Source organism: Sulfurimonas sp., from assembly GCF_023229105.1.
Taxonomy (GTDB): Bacteria; Campylobacterota; Campylobacteria; order Campylobacterales; family Sulfurimonadaceae; genus Sulfurimonas.
In genome coordinates this window covers 1-20,661 of the sequence record NZ_JALNZY010000031.1, presented here as the reverse complement: position 1 = coordinate 20,661, position 20,661 = coordinate 1, and the positions used below count along the sequence as shown (strand labels likewise).

Annotated in this window: 18 protein-coding genes and 1 CRISPR repeat array; of the genes, 7 read left to right on the top strand and 11 right to left on the bottom strand. The window is 36.4% G+C overall.

From position 1 onward, the window contains the following. Both M0Q17_RS05800 and M0Q17_RS05795 read left to right on the top strand, forming a co-directional pair. Positions 1-779, top strand: a 779-nt coding sequence (locus M0Q17_RS05800) for a PAS domain-containing protein (RefSeq protein WP_295084427.1), incomplete at its 5' end; no start/stop codon positions are given. 29 nt (positions 780-808) lie between these two features. Further along, complete coding sequence (locus M0Q17_RS05795) at positions 809-1,120, top strand: pyrimidine/purine nucleoside phosphorylase (RefSeq protein WP_295084424.1); 312 nt, start codon at positions 809-811, stop codon at positions 1,118-1,120. 13 nt (positions 1,121-1,133) lie between these two features. Here M0Q17_RS05795 and M0Q17_RS05790 read toward each other — a convergent pair whose 3' ends face one another. From M0Q17_RS05790 to purB, 6 genes are all read right to left on the bottom strand, one after another. Continuing rightward, positions 1,134-2,414, bottom strand: coding sequence for a citrate synthase (locus M0Q17_RS05790; protein WP_295084421.1), 1,281 nt, complete (start codon positions 2,412-2,414; stop codon positions 1,134-1,136). A 34-nt stretch (positions 2,415-2,448) separates the two neighbouring features. Next, positions 2,449-2,871, bottom strand: a complete 423-nt coding sequence (trxC, locus tag M0Q17_RS05785) for a thioredoxin TrxC (RefSeq protein ID WP_295084418.1) — start codon at positions 2,869-2,871, stop codon at positions 2,449-2,451. A 14-nt stretch (positions 2,872-2,885) separates the two neighbouring features. Next, positions 2,886-4,271, bottom strand: a complete 1,386-nt coding sequence (locus M0Q17_RS05780; RefSeq protein ID WP_295084414.1) for a Do family serine endopeptidase — start codon at positions 4,269-4,271, stop codon at positions 2,886-2,888. A 72-nt stretch (positions 4,272-4,343) separates the two neighbouring features. After that, positions 4,344-4,709, bottom strand: coding sequence for a hypothetical protein (locus tag M0Q17_RS05775; protein ID WP_295084411.1), 366 nt, complete (start codon positions 4,707-4,709; stop codon positions 4,344-4,346). Between the two features lies 1 nt (position 4,710). Next, on the bottom strand, positions 4,711-7,074 hold the full coding sequence (locus M0Q17_RS05770) for a ribonucleoside-diphosphate reductase subunit alpha (RefSeq protein WP_295084431.1): 2,364 nt from the start codon (positions 7,072-7,074) through the stop codon (positions 4,711-4,713). A gap of 150 nt (positions 7,075-7,224) precedes the next feature. After that, positions 7,225-8,556: an adenylosuccinate lyase gene (gene purB / locus M0Q17_RS05765; RefSeq protein WP_295084409.1), complete on the bottom strand. Its 1,332-nt coding sequence runs from the start codon at positions 8,554-8,556 to the stop codon at positions 7,225-7,227. A gap of 100 nt (positions 8,557-8,656) precedes the next feature. Between purB and M0Q17_RS05760 the strand changes: the two genes are divergently transcribed. Next, positions 8,657-9,580 (top strand): RluA family pseudouridine synthase, encoded by a 924-nt coding sequence (locus tag M0Q17_RS05760; RefSeq protein WP_295084406.1) that lies wholly within the window; start codon positions 8,657-8,659, stop codon positions 9,578-9,580. Positions 9,581-10,091: 511 nt separating this feature from the next. On the opposite strand, the gene M0Q17_RS05755 is transcribed toward M0Q17_RS05760, so the two are convergent. The 4 genes from M0Q17_RS05755 to hisF all read right to left on the bottom strand — a co-directional run bounded on the left by M0Q17_RS05755 (position 10,092) and on the right by hisF (position 12,846). Beyond that, positions 10,092-10,331: a hypothetical protein gene (locus tag M0Q17_RS05755; protein ID WP_295084404.1), complete on the bottom strand. Its 240-nt coding sequence runs from the start codon at positions 10,329-10,331 to the stop codon at positions 10,092-10,094. A gap of 133 nt (positions 10,332-10,464) precedes the next feature. Next, complete coding sequence (rlmN, locus tag M0Q17_RS05750; RefSeq protein WP_295084400.1) at positions 10,465-11,535, bottom strand: 23S rRNA (adenine(2503)-C(2))-methyltransferase RlmN; 1,071 nt, start codon at positions 11,533-11,535, stop codon at positions 10,465-10,467. Then, entirely contained in the window at positions 11,532-12,077 is a 546-nt protein-coding gene (locus tag M0Q17_RS05745; protein ID WP_295084397.1) for a purine-nucleoside phosphorylase, read from the bottom strand. Before M0Q17_RS05745 ends, rlmN begins: the two co-directional genes overlap by 4 nt. A 10-nt stretch (positions 12,078-12,087) precedes the next feature. Then, positions 12,088-12,846: an imidazole glycerol phosphate synthase subunit HisF gene (hisF, locus tag M0Q17_RS05740; protein ID WP_295084395.1), complete on the bottom strand. Its 759-nt coding sequence runs from the start codon at positions 12,844-12,846 to the stop codon at positions 12,088-12,090. Between the two features lie 215 nt (positions 12,847-13,061). Between hisF and rsmA the strand changes: the two genes are divergently transcribed. The 4 genes from rsmA (at position 13,062) to M0Q17_RS05720 (ending at position 18,351) form a co-directional block, all read left to right on the top strand. After that, positions 13,062-13,865, top strand: coding sequence for a 16S rRNA (adenine(1518)-N(6)/adenine(1519)-N(6))-dimethyltransferase RsmA (rsmA, locus tag M0Q17_RS05735; RefSeq protein WP_295084390.1), 804 nt, complete (start codon positions 13,062-13,064; stop codon positions 13,863-13,865). Further along, positions 13,837-15,774 carry a ribonuclease J gene (locus M0Q17_RS05730; protein ID WP_295084388.1) on the top strand — a complete coding sequence of 646 codons (1,938 nt, stop codon included), beginning with the start codon at positions 13,837-13,839 and terminating at the stop codon, positions 15,772-15,774. Before rsmA ends, M0Q17_RS05730 begins: the two co-directional genes overlap by 29 nt. 182 nt (positions 15,775-15,956) lie before the next feature. Beyond that, on the top strand, positions 15,957-17,588 hold the full coding sequence (locus M0Q17_RS05725) for an EAL domain-containing protein (protein WP_295084386.1): 1,632 nt from the start codon (positions 15,957-15,959) through the stop codon (positions 17,586-17,588). Positions 17,589-17,628: 40 nt separating this feature from the next. Then, on the top strand, positions 17,629-18,351 hold the full coding sequence (locus M0Q17_RS05720; RefSeq protein WP_295084383.1) for a PAS domain-containing protein: 723 nt from the start codon (positions 17,629-17,631) through the stop codon (positions 18,349-18,351). A gap of 8 nt (positions 18,352-18,359) precedes the next feature. Here the strand turns inward: M0Q17_RS05720 and M0Q17_RS05715 are convergent, their stop codons facing one another. After that, entirely contained in the window at positions 18,360-19,844 is a 1,485-nt protein-coding gene (locus tag M0Q17_RS05715) for a multicopper oxidase family protein (protein WP_295084380.1), read from the bottom strand. Positions 19,845-20,027: 183 nt separating this feature from the next. Next, positions 20,028-20,656: direct repeats of the CRISPR family, unit length 36 nt; unit sequence GTTATAGCCCCCTTTCTCACTCGGATGTGCTATACT. Between the last annotated feature and the right edge of the window lie 5 nt (positions 20,657-20,661).

The window sequence follows — 20,661 nt, the reverse complement described above, 5'->3', positions numbered from 1 at the left end:
TTTTTTCATACTTGGAAAAATATGGCTGGACAAGCCCATCACAAGGCATGTGGGCGTTTCATGATGACATAAGAGCGGAGATAAAAATTGCAAGAGCTTTAGTGCAAGAGAAAAATATGGCTGCACTAATGCAGCAGTTGCAAGTAGTCTTTAGAAATTTAGAACATATCATGCAAGTTGAAGAGGGAAGACTTCTGCCAAATGCTTTAAATATGCTTGATGAAGATGATTGGAAAGAGATGAGAGCAGGAGATGAGGAGATAGGTTGGATGTTTGATGAAGCACCAACAGCATATCCTCCGCATGTAGAAGGCGAATATATCCACCCATCGCAAGATAAACAAAAAAGAAAACTCCCTTTTTCACTTGAAAATAGAATCAAGCTTGATGAGGGTTACATGCTGCCTGAGCAGATTAACTGGCTTTTGAAGTTTATGCCGGTTGATATCACTTATGTAGATGAAAATGATGTTGTAATATTTTATAATCGCGGAGATGATAGAGTCTTCCCAAGAAGTGCAGGCATTATCGGTCGTGAGGTAAAATTTTGTCATCCTCCAAAGAGTGTTGAACAAGTTTTGATGATTTTACGAGAGTTTAAAGCTGGTCGAAGAGATGAAGCTGAGTTTTGGATAACATTTAAAGGCAAATTTGTTCACATTCGTTATTTTGCTATTAGAGATGATGAGGGTAATTACAAAGGTGTTATCGAGGTTTCCCAGGATGTTACCCACATCAGAGGATTAGAAGGTCAACAAAGATTGCTAGATTGGGAATAGGGTATAATTTTTAAAAAAGGAAAATTAATATGTCAAAATTTGAAAATGTTACAGTTGTAAAAAAAGCAAATATTTATAATAATGGAAAAGTTACAAGCAGAACGGTTGAGTTTGCAGACGGTACGAGAAAGACTCTTGGAATCATGATGCCGGGTAAATATACTTTTAACACCGCAGAGGCTGAAATCATGGAGATGATGGTTGGGGAGCTAGATATTAGACTTCCGGGTGAAGATTGGAAAACCTTAAGCACACCAGAGACTTTTAACGTTCCTGCAAACTCATCATTTAATCTTAAAATCAAAACTGTTACAGATTACTGTTGCTCATATATTAAGTAGTTTTAACTCCAGATTAATACTCTGGAGTTCTCTCTTTTGGACCTCTGTATAGTTGTCTAGGTCTGGCTATTTTGACGGTTTCTTGTTGATTTAATTCGCTCCATTGTGCAATCCATCCTGGTGTTCTTCCTATAACAAAAATAACTGCAAACATCTCTTTTGGAATTTTGAGTGCTTGAAGAATTAAGCCTGAATAAAAGTCTATATTTGGATAGAGGTTGCGGCTTATAAAATAGTCGTCATTTAGTGCAATTTGCTCTATCTTGTTTGCCACCTCGACAAGTTCGCTGCTTATGCCGAGTTCACTCATAAGCTCATTACGGATATTTTTTAAAATCGTAGCACGCGGATCAAAATTTTTATATACACGGTGCCCAAATCCCATTAGTCTAAACGGGTCATTTTTATCTTTTGCACGTGCTATAAACTCATCCACTCTATCTACACTTGCAATCATCTCTAGTTGGCGAATAACACTCTCATTTGCTCCGCCATGGCTTCTTCCCCATAGAGCGCCTATGCCGGCACTTATAGCTGCATATGGGTGTGCATTTGTAGATGCAAGGTTTCTAACAGCAGTGGTTGAGGCATTTTGTTCGTGGTCGGCATGGAGAGTAAAAATAGTGTCGAGTGCTTTTATTTCAATGAGCTTTAACTCTATATAGTCATGCGGATAAGATCTTAACATGTAGAGAAAATTTTCAGTAAATCCTCTGTTTATATCGGGATATATAATAGGCAACCCGTTTGAGTATCTGTATGAAAAAGCTGCTAAAGTAGGAATCTTTGCAACTATTCTATTTGCCATTTCGCTGTACTCTTGCTCATCTTTTATATTGAGGTGGTCAGAATAAAATGTAGAAAGAGCAGAAACTCCTGCCGAGAGGATTGCCATAGGGTGTGCAGAGTCTGGAAAGGAGTCAAAGAGCTTCTTTACTCCCTCATGTACAAATGAACGTTTTTTCATCTCCAGCGCAAAATTTTCCAACTCAAGTTTGCTAGGAAGTTCGCTGTTTATAAGAAGATAGGCTGTGTCTAAAAAGCTTTTTTCTTTTGCAAGATATGCTATGTCATAGCCTCTGTACATAAGTTTTCCATTCTCGCCGTCTATATATGTTATATCGGACTTGCATGATGCCGTAGAAGTGTATCCCTCATCATAAGTAAACATATTAGTCTCTTTGTACAGAGTCGAAATGTCAATTACAGACGGACCGACAGTCGCATCTAGTATAGGAAATTCATAACTTTTACCGTTGCGATTGTTTATTAGTGTTACCGTATCTTTACTCATAATATTCCCCTTTTTTTTGTCTTTGTCAATTATACTATATAAATTGTGCAACCATTTTATTTAAAGCTGCCTCATCCAAAGCGCCAGAAACCCTGTGAATTTCTTTCGCATCTTTAAACACTATTATAGTGGGAATGCTTCTTATTCCAAACCTAGCACCTAGGTTTTGTTCATTCTCAGTATTTACTTTTGCATAAAGGGCTTTAAGCGCGAAATTGGTTGCACTCTTTTGAAAATTTGGAGCCATCATTTTGCATGGGCCGCACCAAGGCGCCCAAAAATCGATAATTACGGGCATATCGCTATTGACTACTACCTCGTCAAAGTCAGCATTTGTCAGCTCAATAGGTTTTGTATCTAGAAGTGAACCTTTGCACTTTCCACAATTTGCTTTCTTATATGACTCTTTTTGTGGTACATTGTTTACACTTTTGCAATGCGGACAGACGACTCTCATAATGACTCCTTTTGTTATAAAACAATGGCAAAAATGCCACCTTTTCTGTAGATAAAAAATCTTTTTTTACTATCTGTTGCAGTTGCTCTTTTAAAATCATCTAGAGTAGATATTTCACTGTTTTCTACCTGAAGGATAATATCATTTTTTCTAACTCCCGAACCAAATGCTTCACTTTTTTGATCTACTTCCTTAACTATTACACCCTCAAGCGTAAGATTGAGCTGCTGTTTGTCTATAGAAGTTATCTCGGCAAGTTTCATGCCTTTGTACTCAAACTCACCCATTGCTGTTTTACTATCTAGTGTAGTTAGAGTTACATTTACAACATCTATCTTTTTCTCTCTTAAAAACTTTATATTTACAACTCTCTTTGGAGCGTAAGAGCCTATCGTATTTTTGAGTTCACTAGCACTTTCAATCTTTTTGCCGTTGACAGAGATGATTAAATCGCCTCTTTTTAGTCCCGCTTTTGCGGCAGGTGAATTCTCTTCTACGCCTGTAATGAGTGCGCCGTAATTTTCATTATAAAAACTGCTCATATCTTCACTAACATCAGAGATAGTAACTCCTAAATACGCACGTGTATATTTACCGCTCTCTATCAAACTTGTAGCTATCGAGGTTACCATGTTTGATGGAATTGCAAAACCGATACCGACATTTCCGCCAGATTTTGAGATGATAGCCGAGTTTATTCCGATGAGATGTCCCGCAGAGTTTATAAGTGCGCCGCCTGAATTTCCGGGGTTTATAGAAGCATCAGTTTGGATAAAATCCTCATACTCTACGATTCCCACACCGCTTCTACCAGTTGCAGAGACTATTCCCTGCGTGATTGTCTCGCCTACTCCAAACGGATTTCCGAGTGCAAAAACAATATCCCCGACTTTAACTTTGTCCGAGTCATAAAATGTTACTGCATTTAAGTTTTTAGCCTCAATTTTTATAATTGCTAAATCCCCTTTTTCATCTTTTCCGATTAGCTTGGCTTCATACTCTTTTTTGTCACCCGCTAAGTTAACGATAATCTCATCGGCACCATCTATAACATGGTTGTTAGTAACTATATAACCATCTTTTGAGACAATTACTCCTGAGCCTAGTGATTTTTGAATTCTATCTTGAGGAATATCCCCATATCCTTTAAAAAACTCTCTAAAAAATGGGTCGTTAAAGAAAGGGTTTGCGCTGTAAAGATTCCCTTTTATCTCTTTTTTTATAGAGATATTTACGATACTAGTTCTTACGTTTTCTAAGATATTACTATAAGAGAGTATCTGGTTTTGTTCGCTAGGGAAGCTTCTTTGGAGGTCTTTAGGTGCATATTTAAACTCTACACTATCTTTTGCGTAAACAAGTGAAAGCGTTAGAGTAAGCAGTATAAGTAGTCTTTTCATTTTCATTCCTTTTAAGTTTTTTTGCATAACTAACAAATTTTATACTTAAATGGTTTACAAACTGCTAACGACTTAAAATGCTCCCTCTAAATATTTAAGTGAATCGGCTTTTATATAACAGATAGAGTCTGTTATATTGTCAAGGTTGCTATAACTGCTGATGCCAAAAGCAAATTGATTATTTTCATAAAGCAGTGTTATACCCTCGCTCATATCTACATGCGAAAGTTTTGAGTTCTCAAGCAGCAATGCATCAGTAACGTCGTTAAACTCTAAAGTAATAGTTATCCAGTTAAATCCTCTAGCTCTGTCTTGTGTTGCTAAAGTAATTTTAAGGGTAGTAGCACAGAGAATTTCTATAGATCTGAACTCTGCATCAACAAAGTTGTCAAACCGCTTTAAAAAGCTCTCTATATCTTTTTTAAGCAGGGGTTTCATTTTATTGACAACCTACACACTCCAAACTTCTGTCTTCAACATCGCTTGCCATCTCGGGAGATTGTGAACGAAGGTAGTAAGTGGATTTAAGACCTAGTTTCCAAGCTAGCATATAGATTTCGTTTAGATACTTTCCACTAGCTTTGTCAAGTGTTATAAAGATGTTTAGACTCTGACCTTGATCCAGCCATTTTTGACGGATTGCCGCTGCTCTGATTAGAACTGTCTGGTTTAAATCATACGCTGGAGTGTAGTATGCCCAAGTATCCGGTGAGAGTTCTGGAACAACAACCGGAATGAGTCCTGAGAGATTCTCTTCATACCACTTGCGCTTAAATACCGGTTCTATCGCTTGTGTTGTTCCTGTTAGTATAGAGATGGAACTCGTCGGTGCAATGGCCATAAGGTAACCGTTTCTCATCCCCTGTTTTTTCACTTTAACGCGGAGCTCTTTCCATCCATAAGCTGAGGCAAAAAGTCCACCACGGTCAACTAATTTTTTAACCTCCGCATTTGCATGGTCCATAGGCATTATACCTCTACTCCATTTTGAGCCTTCATATTCGGGGTATGAGCCTTTTTCAAGAGCGATATCGCTAGAGGTAGAGATAGCGTTAAAACTAACAGCTTCCATAATCTCATCTATCTTGTCAAAGTGCTCTTGACTTCCCCATGTTATAGATTTTTGCGCTAGCATCTGCGCTTCGCCCATAACACCAAGACCGATTGCGCGAGTTTTCATGTTAGTACGTTTTACTTTCTCTAGCGGATAGAAGTTAAGGTCTATAACATTGTCAAGTGCGCGAATTGCAACGGGGACGATTCTGTCAATATCCTCTTTTGTATTTACGCGGGAGAGGTTTACAGAGGCTAGATTACAAACTGCCGTGTCGCCGTCTATCTTCTCTTTTTCAACCATGTAGATTTCACGTCCGTTGATTGAATCAAGAGCGGTAACCTTTTTAGCAGGTTTTGTTAGTCCGCTATCAACCTTGATAATCTCTTCCTCTTCATAGCTGATGCTCTCGCCATTTTCAAAAATGAATTTTATCTTGTAGTGGTTAGGGTTTGTGTTTTGAAAAATCTCCGTACAGAGGTTAGAACTTCTGATGATTCCAGTATGGCTGTTAGGGTTTGCACGGTTTGCGTTATCTTTAAAACATAAGAACGGACTACCGCTTTCAAAATATGATGTTAATATTTTTTTCCAAAGATTTTTTGCTTTTACTTTCTCTTTTACAATACTTTCATCTTTTTCAAACTCTTCATATTTTTTACTAAATTCTTCCCCGTGAAGTAGAGTAAGTTCCTTGCAGTCGTACGGATCAAAAAGTGTCCAGATACCGTCTTCTTGAACTCTTTGCATAAAGAGGTCATTTATCCAAAGCGCAGGAAAAAGGTCATGCGCACGGCGACGCTCTTCGCCGGAGTTTTTCTTCAAATCTAAAAAGTCGTTAATATCAATATGCCAAGGTTCCATATAAACGGCAATCGCACCTTTTCTAGTTCCTAGTTGGTCAACGGCAACCGCTATATCGTTTGTGATTTTTAAAAACGGTATTGTTCCGCCTGCCGCATTTTTATGTCCGTCAATATATGAGCCCATTGAACGTACATTTGTCCAGTCCCAACCGATTCCTCCGCCAAATTTTGAAAGGAGCGCCATCTCTTTATATGAGTCAAAAATTCCTTCGATATTATCAGGAGTCGAGCCGATATAACATGAACTAAGTTGATGCCTAGGTGTTCTTGCATTGCTTAGAGTTGGTGTCGCAAGCATAACTTCAAATTTTGAAATCATGTCATAAAACTTTATAGCCCACTCCTCTTTGTTATCTTCTCTTTGCGCCAGAAACATAGCTATTGCCATAAACATATGCTGCGGCAACTCTATAGGGTCTGAATTTTTATCTTTGATGAGATATCTGTCATAGAGTGTTTTGACACCCAGATAGTTAAACTGCATATCACGCTCAGGCATTATATGTTTTTCAAGTCTCTCAAGGTCATACATCTCTTTTAAACCAAGTAGTATTTTGCCCTCTTTTTCACCTCTCTCAAAATACTCTTTTAGAGATGAGTAGCCAGTAAATCCGTTTACTTGATGGTATAGGTTAAATAAAAACAGCCTTGAAGCGACAAATGTCCAGTTTGGAGCATCTATATCTATCTTGTCAACCGCTGTTTTGATAAGTGTCTGTTGTATCTCTTTTGATGTTATGCCATCACGAAATTGAATCTGTGCATCAACTTCAAGTTCGCTTTGAGAAACATTATCCAAATCTTTTACGGCTGCTGAAGTGTACTTTTGTATCTTAGTTATGTCAAGTGCTTCAGTTCTGCCGTTTCTTTTTATAATTGTTATCATTTAGTTTCCTAGGTTATACAGAAGCGTGAGTATAAGTAAAATACCCTGTGCCGGTTGTAATTTTGATATTTGTATTGAATAGATTGTCTCTTATATTCATTTTAACTTTTGGTTTGTGTTAAAAAGATATTAGCGCAATTATGTCATTTATTTTCTGAAAACTCTATCAAAAATTCTATCTACATTTTTTGTATAGTAGTCATAATTGAAACATTCACGGATTGCTTCTTCGCTTAGTGAACTTCTCAACTCCTCGTCTGCTAAGAGATGATTTAGATAAAGTGATTCGCCATTTTCATTTGTAGTTGGTTTGCCTTGTTGAATCTCTTCCCAGACTTTCATTGCATTTCTTTGAACAATTCTATAAGCATCTTCACGGCTTACACCTTTAAGCGGAAGTTCTAAAAGCACTCTTTGGGAAAAGACAAGTCCGCCTGTAAGATTTAAATTTTTCATCATATTCTGGGGATAAACAGTTAGGTTTGCTATAACGTTGTTCATGCGGTGAAGCATAAAGTCACTCGTAATAAAACTATCAGGAAGCCAGAATCTCTCAGTTGAAGAGTGACTGATATCTCTCTCATGCCAAAGAGCAACATTCTCCATCGCAGGGATAGCATATGCTCTAACCATTCTAGCTAAACCTGTTATATTTTCTGTTAGTATAGGATTTCGTTTATGAGGCATTGCGGATGAACCTTTTTGACCTTTTGCAAAATACTCTTCACACTCATATACTTCTGTTCTTTGCCAGTGGCGAACTTGAATGGCAAACTTCTCAATAGAGCTTGCCATAAGAGCTAATGCAGTAGCAAGTCTTGCATAACGGTCGCGCTGAATTACTTGATTTGAAGCAGGTGCAGGTTTGAGTCCTAGCTCTTCACATGTATACTCTTCAAGCTCAAGAGGTGCATGAGCAAAGTTGCCCATCGCTCCGCTAACTTGTCCCACACTTATAACATCAAGTGTTTGTTCCAAATTTTCCAGATGCCTTGCCATCTCATCATACCAAACAGCTAACACAAGACCAAATGTTATAGGTTCCCCATGTATGCCATGGCTTCGTCCTACCATAAGAGTCATCTTATGTTCCATTGCTCTTTTTTTGATAGACTCCATTAGCATCTTAACGTCTTTGATGATTAACTCCAAAGAGCTTTTCATCTGAAGTGCTACTGCTGTATCAACCGTATCGGAGCTTGTCATACCGTAGTGAAACCATCTGCTCTCTTCGCCGAGTGTTTCAGATACGCTTGTAGTAAAAGCAATAAGGTCATGGCGAGTTACAGCTTCAATCTCATCTATTCTCTGAATGTCAAAGCCTGCGTTTTTAACAATCTTTTGTGCATCTTCATCAGGAATAAGTCCCAATCTGTTCCATGCTTTAACAACAGCTTTTTCAACATCAAGCCAAGCTTGATATTTTGCCTGCATCGTCCATTTAGAACTCATCTCTTCTCTTGCGTATCTCTCGATCATATATGCTACCTTCTGATTATTATCTTATATTTTTGTGTTAAAATTCGCACAATTAAAAGTAATTCATTTTACAAAATTTAGACTTATAAAGGATTAAAATTTGCCGTTTGTTTTAAAAAAAATATTTGTAGAGGAAAAGCAGAGAGCCTTTGTTTTTCTTGTAAGAGAACTTGGTTATACGCAAAAAGAGGCGCAACGGTTTATAGCCAAAGGCCGACTGCTTATAAATGGCGAAGTTATGGATGTCTCCTCAAAAGAGATAGAGGGTGAAATAGAGTTCATAAGTTTTGAGCCGATTACAAAAGGTTTAAAAGCTTTTGTAGAGTATGAGAGCTTTGTAGTCTTTGATAAGCCAAGCGGGATGCTTATCCATCCTCAAAATAGATACACTCCCTACTCTCTTATCGATGAGCTAAAGGCACAATACGGAATAGATGCAAACATTGCCCATAGAATAGATCAAGAGACAAGCGGGCTAGTTCTTTGCGGTAGAGATAAAAAGAGTGAAATTGATTTGAAGATGATGTTTCAAGAAAGAGAGATGAAAAAGAAGTATCTTGCAATGGTTCACGGGGAGTTAAAAGACATGTTAGAGATTGACGCTCCTCTACTAAGATATGATGATGAAAAGAGCGCGCTTATAAGAATGGTGGTAAAAGTTGATAAGAATGGAAAGAAATCATTGACACATGTAAAGCCTTTGAAATACTTTCCTGATTCAAATACTACTTTGGTAGAGTGCTCTCCACATACTGGAAGACAGCATCAGATAAGAGTACATATGTTTCATGTGAAACATCCTATAGTTGGTGATCCAGTTTATGGACAGAGCGAAGCAAATATAGTAAAGTATCTTGATAGAGAATTAGATCGTGAGACAAGAGTAGGCATAAGTGGTGCAAGAAGATTGCTTTTACATGCGAGTGAATTAAAATTTGAGTTATATGGAAAAGAGTATCAGATAAAAAGCAATGTAGATTTTGAAAAAGTTTGTTTTGAGAACATGCAGATTGATAAAAAATAGATAGATATGCGATAGCGTAAGTTTATAGTTATAGGATTAGATTTCAAATAATTAAAAATAGTGTAGAATTTTTTTTGAACAAAGAAGAGCTTTCTATTCTTCATATACAAGCCAAACAGAGAATCTATGTGAATAACTTTATAGAGCTTTCGGAGACATTTCTTTTTTTTATATAGCAATCACGGCTAAAATTGCCATAACCCCCTAAAACATGGGTTTCGAGCAGACTTAATTATTTTAGATTAAGCAAATATTTATATAAAATTATTCTTAAGTCAGATGGAAATTTTCAAATTCTTTAAAATTATTCTCTATTCTATTCACACATTACAACAATGTGTGAATAGTGCACATTTAGAAGAAAGTAAGAGTATTTTTTTATAATAAATTTTTTTTTAAGAGTAAAATTGAGATTTTTAGGAGCTATTTATTTATGTAGGGTATCATTATACTTATAAACGACCTCCCTGGTGTGTTGGTCGTTTTGTTGTAGAGTAAAAAGTAGTCTATACTAAACTGCATTGTATCTTTTGATGATTTTTTTAACACGATTTTTTAGATTACGAATAGCTTCAGTGCTTGTTTCACCATCAGCGGTAAGACTTTCAAAACCATCATCAAATTGTACCTTTGCAAGCCATCCCACTTTTTTATGGTATTTCACTCCCACAAAACGAACGCCTCCAAAGTGATCCTCACAAAGTTGGTAAATCCTTTTTATTCTGTCTGAGTTTGTTTTTTTGTAAGCCATTGTTGTCTCCTTAAATAGATTATAATTGTTATGATAACATTTTAGTCATCTTTTGTTGCAGCTTTTATGAAGCCTATCACGCCTATTGTAAAAACAGCTACTAAAAAGATGATTTGAAATATCTCTATATAGCTCATGATAGGTCACCTTGTGTTTTCTCTTTTAATTGTCCACATGCAGCACTTATGTCTATTCCTTTAGAATCACGAATAGTACACAAAAGACCATGATTTACCAGATACTCCTGAAAAGTTATCATATCGCTTTTTGTAGGTCTCTCATACTCCGTTCCTGGGTAAGGATTAAAGTAGATAAGGTTTACCTTTGCTTTTATGCCTGAGAGTAGTTTTACAAGCTTTTTAGCAGAGGCTATATCATCGTTTTTATCTTTTATGACCAAATATTCAAACATAACTCTTTTTCTAGTATCTATAGGAAAGCGCTTAACCGCTTCTATAATGGAAGATATATTATGAGCCTTATTCATAGGGATAAGCTCTGTTCTAAGTTTATCATCAACCGCGTGAAGAGAGATGGCAATATGTACGCCTAAATCCATCTCCCCTAGCCTATCTATCTTGTTGCTAAGACCGCTTGTAGATACGGTTTGGCGTTTACCTGATATACAAAGTCCGTCGTCTTCTTTAAATATCTCTATGGCTTTTGCTAAATTTTCAAGGTTATCCAGAGGCTCACCCATTCCCATATAGACTATATTTATCATTCTGTTGTGTTTATGCTCATTATCCCGCTTTAGAGCCACAACCTGTCCTACAATCTCTCCGGCAGTGAGATCTCTTGTAAAACCACCTTTTGCCGTTAAGCAAAAAGCACAACCGACTTTACAGCCTACCTGCGTGGATACGCAGATGGTATATTTTGCCTCTTGAGTAAGATTCCCACTCTCATCCCTAATCTCCTCTTTCATCTTCAGCCATACTGTTTCTATAGTTTTGCCGTCTTGAAGTTCAAAGAGGTACTTGATTGTGCCGTCGATAGAGGACTCTTTTTTTACTATTTTTAGAGGATTTACAACAAATTTTTCTGCTAACTCATCCTTGAGTGCTTTTGGTATGTTTTTCATCTCCTCAAAGTTTTGTGCGTAGTTATGATAGAGCCAGCTGTAAATCTGCTTAGATCTAAATGAGGGTTTTACAATCGCTTGAAGCCCTGTGAGCTTAAAATCAAGAAGTGAGGGTTTCATTTTTTAGTAAGCTCCATAACTCTTTTTTTTACATGCGTCCCTAGAATTTTTTTTGCTTCTTCATGATTCTTTAAAAAATCTTCATGCGCATTTTTGTTAGTGTAGTTTGTTATACAAAAGAGTCCGCCGGCTGGAATATTAAACTCTTGAGCTACCTTTAAAACAGCGAAAAACTCCATATTTTCTATATATACACCGAGTTTTAAAAACCTTTTTGTTAGCTCTTCATTTGTGGAGATATAGTTTGATGAGTTAACTATAACATCCCTTTTTGTTTTATCTGTGTTAGTTGATATTACATTATCAAGGGGGGTGTATGCGTCATTGTTTAAAAATCCAAGTTCAATATTTGAAGCTGTTTTGGACTCAATAATATCAAATATCTGATGCTCCCCATAACTTCCCGCACTTCCGACAAAGAGTAAAAATTCAGGTTTGTCAAATAGGCAAAGTCTTGTTAGATTTATAGCAATCTCAATTAGCCCTACTCCCATAGGAGTAGCAAAATTAAAGGTTTCGCTGTTTCCTGCACAAATTATCATAAGCGCATCTTTACAATCTTACCGGTATGTTATTATCATGAAGATAGCGTTTTAAATCCATAATATCTATCTCTTTATAGTGAAAAATACTTGCCGCAAGTGCTGCATCCGCACCATGTAAAAACGCCTCTTTTATATGTTGCATAGTTCCCGCTCCGCCACTTGCGATAACTGGAATATTGACAGCTCGACTTATCTGCTGAGTTATGTTAAGTTCAAATCCCGCCTTTGTGCCGTCTGCATCCATCGAGGTCAGAAGTATTTCCCCGCATCCGCGATCAGCTACCTCTTTTGCCCACTCTAGTGCATCTATACCTGTATCAACACGACCGCCGTTAAGATAGACGTTATATTTCTCGCCTGTTTTTTTAACATCTATTGCCGTAACTATACACTGTGAGCCAAATCTTTTTGCACCTTCATTTATAAGCTGGGGTCTTTTAATTGCTGCAGAGTTTATGCTTACTTTGTCGCATCCGACATTTAAAAGCTTGTATATATCATCAAGTTTTCTAATTCCTCCCCCGACCGTTAAGGGGATAAAGATTTCACGTGCAACTTGGGCTACTATATCTACGATAGTATCGCGGTTGTCGCTTGAAGCAGTAATATCCAAAAATGTAATTTCGTCAGCACCCTCTTCATTATATCTTTTTGCGACTTCTACGGGATCACCCGCATCTTTGAGTCCAACAAAGTTGACACCTTTGACAACGCGTCCATCTTTAACATCAAGACATGGAATAATTCTTTTTGCAAAATAGTTCAAAACTCTACCTTTTGTTATATAGTGAAATTATACACATAATGGCTTATAGTTAGTTTTGATATTTTTTTATGTTTCACATGAAACATAAAATTTATGGAGAGTTTTTGGTACTTTTAATAAAATATTGTAGTAAATATCCACATTTAGAGTATAAAGATTGTTTTTTATATTGATATTAATCAATTATAAGTAAAATTACTATATCATGTCGGTTGATGAAAAAAATTATAGCTAAAAAGAAATTTGGACAAAATTTTTTAAAAGACGAGACTGTTTTACAAAAAATCGTCGAAGCGATGCCCAACAACGACAATAAAATCGTAGAGATTGGACCTGGCTTAGGTGATTTAACTAAATTTTTAGTAGATGTCAAAAGTGTAGATGCTTTTGAGGTCGATACCGATTTGTGTAGACTGTTACAAAAAAAGTTTGAAAAAGAGATCGCAACCAAGCAGCTTCACATTCATTGTGGAGACGTATTGACTGCTTGGAAGAGTGAGCTTATAGATGAGTCGTATGATTTGGTGGCGAATTTGCCATACTATATAGCGACTAACATAATTCTAAAAGCACTCGCAGATCCAAAATGCAAAAATATACTTGTAATGGTACAGCTTGAAGTGGCAGAAAAATTTTGTGCGCATGAAGGCGATAAGGTATTTGGTGCTTTGAGTGTTATAACTCAAAGCGCAGGGGAAGCACGATTAATTGTGAAAGTCCCGCCAACTGCATTTGAACCGCAACCAAAAATAGACTCCGCAGTTTTTTTGATACAAAAACATAGTGACAGATTTGATAAAGATTTTGAGGGAATGCTTAGAGTTGCATTTACGCAACCTCGCAAAACTCTTATGAAAAATCTCTCCACTGTTTACGAAAAAACTATGCTCCACGAAGCTTTTCTTAAGCTTAGCCTTACACAAACGGTTCGTCCTCATCAAGTTTGCACTCTAGACTATCACCAACTCTATAAACTAACAAGGAGTTTGGATGGAACAAGAGAATCAGGAAAGCGTTAAAAGCATTTCTCAAGAAAATCGTAAACAATATAACAGCAATAAAAAACACACTAATAGTAGCAGGCCAAATAACCAAAGCAGCAATAAAGAGGTCGGCAGTAACCCAACTACCAGTAATAAAAACAAGAGTGCATCAAGAAATCGCCGTCGCCAAAGCACGCCGATAAATGAGAGCTTAAAGGCATTTGTAGAGATAAATCAAGAGGCGCATAAGCAAAGACTTAACCCTCACTACAAACTAGACTTAAACTCAAAAGAGAAAGTTCGCATAACTCCACTCGGAGGTCTAGGTGAAATCGGTGGAAACATTACCGTATTTGAGACAGAAAATGAAGCTATTCTGATAGATGTCGGGATGAGTTTTCCAGATGAAGATATGCATGGTGTTGATATTTTGGTGCCAGATTTTTCATATATTCGTGAAATAAGAAACAAAATTAAAGCCGTAATCATTACACACGCGCATGAGGACCATATCGGGGCGATGCCGTACCTATACAAAGAGATGCAGTTTCCTATATATGGATCACCGCTTCCGCTGGCTATGATAGGCAGTAAATTTGATGAACATCATATAAAAGATTTTAAACAGTATTTTAACCCTATAGAAAAAAGAAAATTGTATAAAATCGGCGAGGATTTCGAGGTGGAGTGGATGCACATGACACACTCTATTATAGATTCGTCATCATTGGCTATTACAACAAGCGCAGGGACGATTATTCACACAGGTGACTTTAAAATTGACCACACTCCAGTAGATGGCTATACGGCAGATTTACATAGACTTGCTCATTATGGGGACAAAGGTGTATTGTGTCTTCTTAGCGACTCTACTAACTCATACAATACACAGCCGACACCCTCAGAGCTTAATGTAGCGCCTGCGCTTGATAGAGTGTTTGCAAAGGCTGAGGGACGAGTGATTTTATCTACCTTTAGTTCAAATATTCATCGAGTTTATCAGGCTATTCAGTATGGTGTAAAGTATGGACGTAAAGTTTGTGTCATTGGTCGTTCAATGGAGAGAAATATTGAAGTGGCGATGCAGTACGACTACATAAAACTGCCAAAAAATATCTTTGTAGAACCGGAGCAGATAGCACATCTAAACGACAAAGATGTTCTTATCATCACGACAGGCTCACAAGGTGAGCCAAGTTCTGCACTTTTTAGAATGTCAATCGGCGAACATAGACATGTAAAGATTAAGCCAACCGATTTAATCGTTCTCTCTTCTCGCCCTATTCCCGGAAATGAAGGCTCAATCTCAGGAATGTTGAACCACCTTCAGCGCGCTGGGGCAAAAATAGCTCAAGATAGAGAACTGCATGTATCAGGTCACGCTTCTATCGAAGAGCAAAAGCTGATGCTTCGCCTTGTAAATCCTAAGTTTTTTCTGCCTATTCATGGGGAGTATAACCATGTTATGAAACATAAGGAGACCGCTGTCATGTGTGGTGTACCTGAGCGTAACATCTACATTATGAATGATGGCGATACAATTGAGATAGCTCCTAAGTATATGAGAAAAGTAAAAACAGTAAGAACCGGTAAAACATATATTGATAACCAAAACAACCATAAGATTGAAGATGACATCGTAATCGACCGCCAAAAACTCGCTTCAGATGGTATCGTTATGATTATCGCTCAGATTGATGGACAACACTCAACAATGCTTTCTAAGCCGGTTGTAACTTCATTTGGAATTGTTGCAGATAAGCAGGATAAGTTTTTTGCTAAAGAGATAGAGGATATTTTAGAGCATTTTCTTGCAAATATCAAAGAGGGTCTTCTTGAAAATCCAAGAGCACTAGAAAACGATCTTCGCCAAGTTGTTAGAAAACATATCTATAGAAAGATGAAAAAATATCCGTTTATTGTTCCACATATTTTTATAATGTAACAAAAAAACTTTTGGCATGTGAAAAAATATTTTGCATGCCATTAAACCTTTTTTACGCAAGTATTATATATAGTAATTTCCAACACCATTGTAGTAAGTTACTAGACACTTTTTTGATATTATTACCCAGATTTAACAAAATGATTTAATTTCTTTGAAATTTTTAAGATAATGGGGTAGTTTTGAATATAAATAATGTTTTTGCAGAAATTGTAAATCTACACCCTTCAAGAATAGCCGTTTATGATAAAAATGGGAATTTTTTATATGCAAATACAAGCTACATAGAAACTTACGGTATTGATATATCAGAGAAAGAAAATTTAAATTTTGACAAGATTAAAGCGTACGAGATAACGTTTGAGTATGTAAAAACTCAACTATCTATATCAGAGAGTTTCAGTATTCAAAAACTTGAAGATTCTGCTTGGTTTGAATCTCTGTTCTTTTATACGACTTCAAAAGATGTTATCCATATCTGCTCAAATATTACAACATTAAAAGAGGCAGACAAAAAAATTTACTATCATGCAAATTATGATTCTCTTACTGCACTCCCAAACAGATCTTATTTTAAAAAACAACTCAAAGGCATACTTCAAAAATCTTCACAAAACGGCTCCAAAATAGCTCTGCTTTTCATAGATTTAGACAAGTTTAAAGAGGTAAATGATACATACGGCCATGATATAGGCGATAAAATGCTCGTTACCATAGCGAAAAGACTTTTAAACAGTGTTAGAAAAGATGATATAGTTGCTAGAATTGGCGGCGATGAGTTTGTTTTAATAGCCAAAGATATAAAAAATATAGAGATTGTAGAGCAGTTGGCACTTAAGCTGCAGAAGAAAATTAGGCAGCCTCTTGAGATTGATGCACATATTTTCAACGTCACGCTCTCTATCGGTATATCGATATACCCGCAACATGGAACAACAAGCCAAGAACTTTTGAAAAATGCCGATGTTGCTATGTATGAGGTCAAAAAAACTAAAAGAGATGATTTTAGAATTTACAACAAGTCGATGTCAAGCGAGGCGGCTACAAAGTTATCGATGAAAGCCGACATAATAAGGGCATTGGAACAAAACGAATTTGTCATGCATTATCAACCTGTTGTGGACTTTCGCACAAACTCTGTCATCGGTGCCGAGGCACTTGTGAGATGGTACCATAGCAAAAGGGGCATACTAGAGCCAAATGACTTTTTGGAACTTATTTTATCGGGAGATTTGGATAGAGAGTTCAACTGCATGGTTGTTTCAAAAGTTTTAAAAGATTTAGTAATAATGAATAAAGCTTTTTTAAATAAAAAACTAATCATATCTATCAATATATCAAAGAGTCAGTTTTTTAGTCCAACATTTTCTTCAAATGTATCAGATGCATCGAAAAATTACGGGATAGACAAATCGCAAATAGAACTCAAAATTGTAGAAAATCAGATAATGAAAAATGCTTCTATAGCAAAAGATAACATAGAGGTCCTCCATTTGATGGGATTTAAAATAGCCTTGGATGATTTTGGAGTTGAGCACTCAAGTCTGAATCATCTAAAAAATTTTAAAGTAGATAAGCTAAAAATAGACAGGTTGTTTATAAAAAATATAGCTCAAGACAAAAATGATTTAAATATTGTAAAATCTATAGTAAATACGGCAAAACTTTTTAATCTAAAAGTACAAGCAGAAGGAATAGAGACTAAAGAGCAGTATCTGAAGTTAAAAAAAATCGGATGCGACTTTTCACAAGGTTTTTATCACTCAAGCGCCTTACCTATGGATGATTTTATACGCTATTATAATAAAACTTGATAGTATAAGAAGAAATAAAAAATTTAAATAAGATTGAAAAATGAAGAATAATAAGTTAATACGATTAACAAACAGCTGTTCCTGGAGCATGGAGACAGAGTCTCTCTCAGTAGACGGAGTGGATGTTAAGTTGTCCATTTCTCAGAAAAAGTTGTTTAAATTTTTAGTTAAGCATATAAATAAACCTGTTCTAAATTTGGATATATTTTATGAGCTGCATGATTCTTTAGATAAAGAATTCAATGAAAAAAGTGTACGTAATTTTATAACAGGGCTTAGAAAATTAGCTCCATGTCTAAATCTTTTAAATATATACGGCGGGTATTATATGCTCAAAAGCGAGCAAATTAGTAAATATTTAAGGCTTAAAGAGCAGTTTTTTGAGATAATAGAACAATCAAAAAATCCTATAGTAGTTACTAGCCCAAATGAATATGACAATCCCATAATTTATGTAAACGATGCATTTTGTGAGTTGTTTGGATATGAGTATGAAGAAGTAGTTGGTAAAAATTGCCGATTTTTACATGCTAATGATATAAAACAAGAGGCTCTTGAAGAAATAAGAGAAGCCATAAATGCACAAAAATCGGTAGAGGCAAATATCAGAAACTATACCAAAGACGGAGATATGGTTTATGAAGATATTACAATTAGCCCGATTTTTGATAAACAAAAAAAGAAAATCAGCTATTTTTTAGGCATTTACAAAGATATTACATCAATACCGCTGTTTTTAGAAAAAGTTCAAGAAGCTCTTTAGAAGAATTTTTATTCTACTAAAAAATTTGCCATCATGGAGTGATCCTCATGCTCTAAAATATGGCAGTGATGAACAAACAGCCCGGGTATTGTAAATTTTACTATAATGCGCACACTCTCTAAGGGCATAACTAGTACGGTATCTTTGTACCCTTTGTCTGTGGGAAAATCTATGCTACTTGTTCTCTCAAGCACTTGAAAATGTACCCCATGCATATGAAAAGGGTGTGCCATATGAGCACTGTTTTTAATCTCCCAAATCTCCGTAGAGCCTAGTTTTACTCTCTCATCTACTCTATGCATGTCGTAGGGCTTTTTGTTTAAAGTCCAGATACCTCCCTCTATGATTTCCATAGTTATAACTCTGTTTTTTGAGGCATCAGAAGCTTTCATCTTTGTAATAGTTGAGAGTTTTTTCGGAATTTGTAATGAATTTTCAGTCGAAAGCTCCGTAATTTTAAATCTCATGATATCCATTTTAGCGCCAAAGTTGGGATAGGCGGGATTTGTTATAAAGTTGCTAGCTTCTTTAAATCCCAGAGTTTTTAGTGTTACGCTCTCACCTACTTTTTTATCTTTAAAATCTACGATGATATCTATACGTTCTGCAACTGCAATCAACAAATCTTTTACGATGATAGGCTCTTCAAGAAGCCCGCCATCAGTTCCAATCAACATGAAATCCTCGATACCCTCAAATGCAAGCTTGTAAGTTCTTGCACTAGAGCCGTTTAGTATTCTAAGGCGATATTTTGTGTTTTTAACATTTGTATAAGGGTACGGAGTCGAGTTTACTATGATAACATCACCTAAAACCCCGTTGTTATCTTGCGGAGTCTCCTTGTAGATAAGATTTTTCTCTTTGTCAAATCTTCTGTCTTGTATAATTAGCGGCAGTTCAAACTCGCCCGATGGAAGATTTAATGCTTTTTCATCATCATCTTCTATAATATAAAGACCTGATAATCCATAATATATCTCTTCTCCTGTTCTGCCGTGCGGATGGGTATGATACCAAAATGTCCCTGCTCTTTGATTGATTTTATATCGGTACTCTTTTGTCATCTGCGTGGCAATAGCGTCCTTTGGATGCCCGTCCATCTCCTGCGGTACCAGTAAACCGTGCCAATGGATTATAGTTGGTTTTTCAAGAGAGTTGATAAAATCGAGCTCAAAATCATCATCTTTTTTTATGCGAATAGTAGGATTTGGCAACTCATCTTGAAATGTCAAAACATCCGTTTTTTTGCCATCGTAGATAGGGAACAAACTTTTTTGTGCATTAAACTTTGCTTTTGCAATATGTTCAAAATCAATAACTTTTGGGATTTTAAGCTTCTGCGTAAAAGGTTCGAAGTTATCAATAGCTATATTTTTTGTATTCTCAATCACGCTGGTTGCTTTGTCACTCTTTTTTGAAGTTTTGTCACAACCTGTAAAAACAACCGCCGCCGCTGAAAAAGAGCAAGAGTAAAAAAAAGTTCTTCTATTCATAACCAACCCCTTATTTTTAATTAAAATCTTGATTTTAATAGCTACTTTAATTAAGTATGACGACAAAAAGATGAAAAAACGCTTAAGTACAGAGGTTAATAAAATTAGAAGCTTCGGTTTTAAAAGCCTCTACAAACCCCTTTGCGTTTTACCCTTTGCAAACGAGGTTTTAACCTCGTCTAAATTATAGCCCCCTTTCTCACTCGGATGTGCTATACTTAGTAAATCACACAATATGACAAATAGACTGTTATAGCCCCCTTTCTCACTCGGATGTGCTATACTCTTGGGCTGTGACAGTAACCAAGCTTTCAGGTTATAGCCCCCTTTCTCACTCGGATGTGCTATACTAATATCGTCAAGATGAAAGAACGCCATCCGTTATAGCCCCCTTTCTCACTCGGATGTGCTATACTTTTTCCAAATAGTGGAACGCCAAAACACAAGTTATAGCCCCCTTTCTCACTCGGATGTGCTATACTCTGATTCCCCTAATAGTATAAATAGCACTTGTTATAGCCCCCTTTCTCACTCGGATGTGCTATACTTTAATATTGATGATGAAGATAAACCAGACCGTTATAGCCCCCTTTCTCACTCGGATGTGCTATACTTGAACCAAAAATAAGTCTATCTCTTTATCAGTTATAGCCCCCTTTCTCACTCGGATGTGCTATACTTGTCTGTTTGAATAGTACCGAAGCCAACACGTTATAGCCCCCTTTCTCACTCGGATGTGCTATACTTTTTAGCATATCCGCACTCTTTAAATCGTCGTTATAGCCCCCTTTCTCACTCGGATGTGCTATACTTTAAT